We start from the raw sequence: 3,621 nt of genomic DNA on the forward strand, positions 1-3,621 counted from the left end.
GGGCCGACATGAGGTGCCCGCTGGTCGAAAATCACAACGGGTTTGCTCAAGGCCACTGTAATCAATACGTGAACAGTTTTATCTCGATGAGAAGGGGCGATGAAAGGAAGAACCGGGCGCTCGTCGGCGCTTACGCAACAACTTTCCATTTCATGACGCGCTGGATATAGTCGCCACGCTCATTTCCACCTTAATTGGCCCAGGGAAGACCCACGCATGACCAAGCTTGTTCGCGCAGCTGTCTTGACCAACTACCTGGAGGTCACCCAGTACCTGGGGTTTAACCCGCGCGATGTACTGGAAGCCAGTGGCTTGAACAGGGCTCAGTTGTTAGCACCTGAGTATCGGATTCCCATCGATTCCGCCGTGCGCTTGCTGGAAGATTCAGCCGTCGCCAGTGGCTGCCAGAGCTTTGGCCTGAGCATGGCCGAGTCGCGCCACCTCTCGGATTTCGGGGTGGTCAGCCTGCTGCTCACTCACCAACGTACGCTGCGAGAAGCCTTTGAGGTCGTGGCGCATTACCGTCACTTGATGAATGACTCGCTGGCCATCTTCATTGAAGAGGCCGGCAAAATGGTGATCATTCGCGAAGAGGTGGTGACCGACACGCCTATGCCCTGCCGCCAAGCCAACGAACTGGCCATTGGTGTCATGTTCCGTTTGTGCTCAGCCCTGCTCGGCGCGCACTGGCACCCCTACAGTGTCAATTTCACCCACCAGCCGCCGGACAACCTGCAGCTGCATCGCCGACTGTTCGGGTGCAAGATGGAGTTCGGCAGCGAGTTCAACGGTATCGTCTGCCCCAATACGAGCCTGGACATGCCCAACCCCCATGCCGACCCGGCCATGGCACGTTACGCACAGGGTTACCTGGACTCGTTGCTGAGCGATGATGGACCGTCGTTGCTGTTCGAGGTGCGCAAGGCCATCTACGTGTTGTTGCCAATGGGGCGCGCCACCATTGAGCAGATCGCCCAGACCCAGGGCATGAACGTACGGACGCTGCAGCGTCGCCTCAAAGATGACGACTGCGCCTTCAACGACCTGATCAACGACGTGCGCCGCGATCTGGTCCTGCGTTACCTGGAGAATCCGAATTATTCGCTGGGGCGCATCGCCGACATGCTCGGGTATTCCATGGCGAGTTCCTTCACACGATGGTTTATCACCCAGTTCGGCATGCCGCCCGCCTCTTGGCGCGCACAAAAGCAAACTCCCTCAAAACCGCTCTCCGACGCCAAAGAATACTGAGCGAATCGTATCAGCGCCCTCATCTCCTGAATGAACCGCCCACCCGAGCGCAGCCCTGAATGTGGGGCTGGCGCCAGGAGGCATCATTCAAGTCGCGTCTTCATTTCTGAATCCGAAACATAAAAAACGGCGACTGCTTGTGCAGTCGCCGCAAAAAGCCGGTGTTTGTAACACCGACCGAGGGCCGCAAAGCGCTGAGGAGTCAAACGCAAGGCGGTCCTGCAGTAAACGGATCAGGTCGGGCTCAGAAACCCCAGCGCAGCATCAGCAGCACCAGGACGACGAGGAACACCGTCTCCCCTACCATCAGGAGGATGGGCTTGATGCCGACAGAGGCCAGCTCCTTGAGCTGAGTCTTCATGCCCAAGGCACTGATGGACACCACCAAGGCCCAGCGCGACAGGTCATTGACCGTGCCTTGCACGGCTGGGGCTATCCAGCCTGTGCTGTTGATGCAAGCCAGCAACAGAAAACCGACAGCGAACCACGGCAGCAGTGGCGGTCGCTTGGCTCCGGTTTCGACGCCTTGCATGCGCGTCACCATGGCCGCACAGACGATCACCGGCAGGAGCATTGCGACCCGCATCAGCTTGACCACTGTGGCCGTGTCGCCCGTTTCGATCGACATGCTGTAACCGGCACCAACCACTTGGGCCACATCGTGGATGGTGGCGCCGAGGAATATTCCCGCCATTTGCGGAGACAATGAAAACCAGTTGGCAATCATTGGATAAACGATCATTGCCATGGTCGACAGGGCCGACACACCAATGACGGTAAACAATGTGGCGCGTTCTTTCTGCGGATGATTGGGCAATGCTGCCGCCAGCGCCAAAGCAGCCGAAGCGCCGCAGATCGCCGTCGCGCCACCGGTGAGCATGCCGAACAAACGCTGGAAACCCATTAGCTTGGCCGCGATCACCGAAACACCAATGGTCACCACCACCAGAGTCACCACCAGCACTACCGGCTTCCAGCCCAGTGCGGCAATCTGTTCAAGGGTGATACGCATGCCCAACAGGGCCACGCCGATGCGCAACACGGTGCGCGCCGTAAATTCGATACCGGCCTTGCAGACGCCCTCTCCCGCCAGGAAGTTCAGGGCCATGCCCAACAGCAAGGCAAACAGCATCACCGGCGCTTTGTAGTGCTCGGACAAAAAAGTCGCGGCGGCTGCCACGATCAGACTGACGATAAATCCCGGTGCCAGTTCGCGTGTTCGGCTATGGATACGGGAAAGAGCGATGGCGCTCATGGCGCGGACTCCTCAGAAGCAATAACGATAAAGGCCTGGTCGTCGACAACTTCGACCGGGTAGTTGGTGACCTTGAGCTGGGTAGAATTGAGCAAGTAGCCACTGCGCAGATCGAACCGCAACCCATGGGCACAACATTGAATCACTCGACCAGCTAGACGCCCGCCACAGAGCGAGGCGCCCTGATGCGGACAACTGTCATCGATGGCATACAACTCGCCCTCGACGTTAAACAACGCCAGGCTTTTGTTCTCGAACTCAAACAGCGCACGACCACCTGCCTGCGGGAGTTTCCCCGCTGGTACGGGGACACGACGCGTCATGACGGGGACCGCACGCGCTGGCGCTCCAAAGCTTCGTTCATGGCGCCCAGCAGCGCCTCGGCAGGCTGCGCGCCGACCATCGTTATTTGGCTGTCGAACTGAAAGCTCGGCACACCGCTGGAGGCTCCAACTTCATTACCGACAAAGGGACCGGATTCGGCTTGCAGATAGTCCTTCACCGCGTCAGCGTCGTAACCGCACGATTGGGCGATAGCGATCAAGGTCTCGCGGCAACCCAGGTCCTCGCCGTTCTGGAAGTACGCAGCGAACAGACGCTCAAGCAACTGGTCGCGCTGAGCCGTGGTACCTCGAGTGTTGGCATGCGCCAACAAACGATGAGCGTCAGCCGTATTAGGCATCGTGGCGATGCGACTCAAGTCGATGGCCACCCCTACCGCGCCTGCAGCCCGCTGCACTTGAGCTTGGCGCATCGCCACCGCTTCAGCACTGCCAAGACGATTGAGATAGAACTCGGCGAACGGTTCACCCTGTGTCGGTATATGTGGCAACAACTGCACGCCATGCCACACCGTGGTCACCAGCACTTCCGGTTGCTGCAAGTGCAGCAACTCCAGAGCGCGCTCCAGTTGGCGTTTTCCGATCAAGCACCAAGGGCAGATAAAATCGAAAAACACATCAATACGCAAACGACCACTCACACCTTCACCTCTACTGCAGCTTCACTTACCGAATCGTTGACATTTTCACCGGCCAGCCGGGCAATATCCTTCTGGTAATGGCACTTTGCAAAAAAGAACACGGCCGCTGCCGCGATGCTCACCAGGGGTACTA

General features: G+C 58.5%; 4 protein-coding genes and 1 pseudogene. 1 reads left to right on the plus strand and 4 read right to left on the minus strand.

The window, feature by feature from the left end; translation table 11 throughout:
* The first annotated feature begins 216 nt into the window (after positions 1-216).
* Positions 217-1,251: an AraC family transcriptional regulator gene (locus AC1DRJ_RS21590; RefSeq protein ID WP_477803927.1), complete on the plus strand. Its 1,035-nt coding sequence runs from the start codon at positions 217-219 to the stop codon at positions 1,249-1,251.
* A gap of 244 nt (positions 1,252-1,495) precedes the next feature.
* Here AC1DRJ_RS21590 and AC1DRJ_RS21595 read toward each other — a convergent pair whose 3' ends face one another.
* From AC1DRJ_RS21595 to AC1DRJ_RS21610, 4 genes and pseudogenes are all read right to left on the minus strand, one after another.
* Positions 1,496-2,506 (minus strand): YeiH family protein, encoded by a 1,011-nt coding sequence (locus AC1DRJ_RS21595; protein WP_477803928.1) that lies wholly within the window; start codon positions 2,504-2,506, stop codon positions 1,496-1,498.
* Positions 2,503-2,829, minus strand: a complete 327-nt coding sequence (locus AC1DRJ_RS21600; protein WP_477803929.1) for a Rieske (2Fe-2S) protein — start codon at positions 2,827-2,829, stop codon at positions 2,503-2,505. Before AC1DRJ_RS21600 ends, AC1DRJ_RS21595 begins: the two co-directional genes overlap by 4 nt.
* On the minus strand, positions 2,826-3,488 hold the full coding sequence (locus AC1DRJ_RS21605; protein ID WP_477803930.1) for a DsbA family oxidoreductase: 663 nt from the start codon (positions 3,486-3,488) through the stop codon (positions 2,826-2,828). The genes AC1DRJ_RS21600 and AC1DRJ_RS21605 overlap by 4 nt, the downstream gene beginning before the upstream one ends.
* Positions 3,485-3,621, minus strand: a pseudogene (locus tag AC1DRJ_RS21610) (MFS transporter); the annotation flags it as partial. The gene AC1DRJ_RS21605 and the pseudogene AC1DRJ_RS21610, both read right to left, overlap by 4 nt.

The sequence above is a fragment of the Pseudomonas sp. P5_B2 genome (assembly GCF_056400445.1).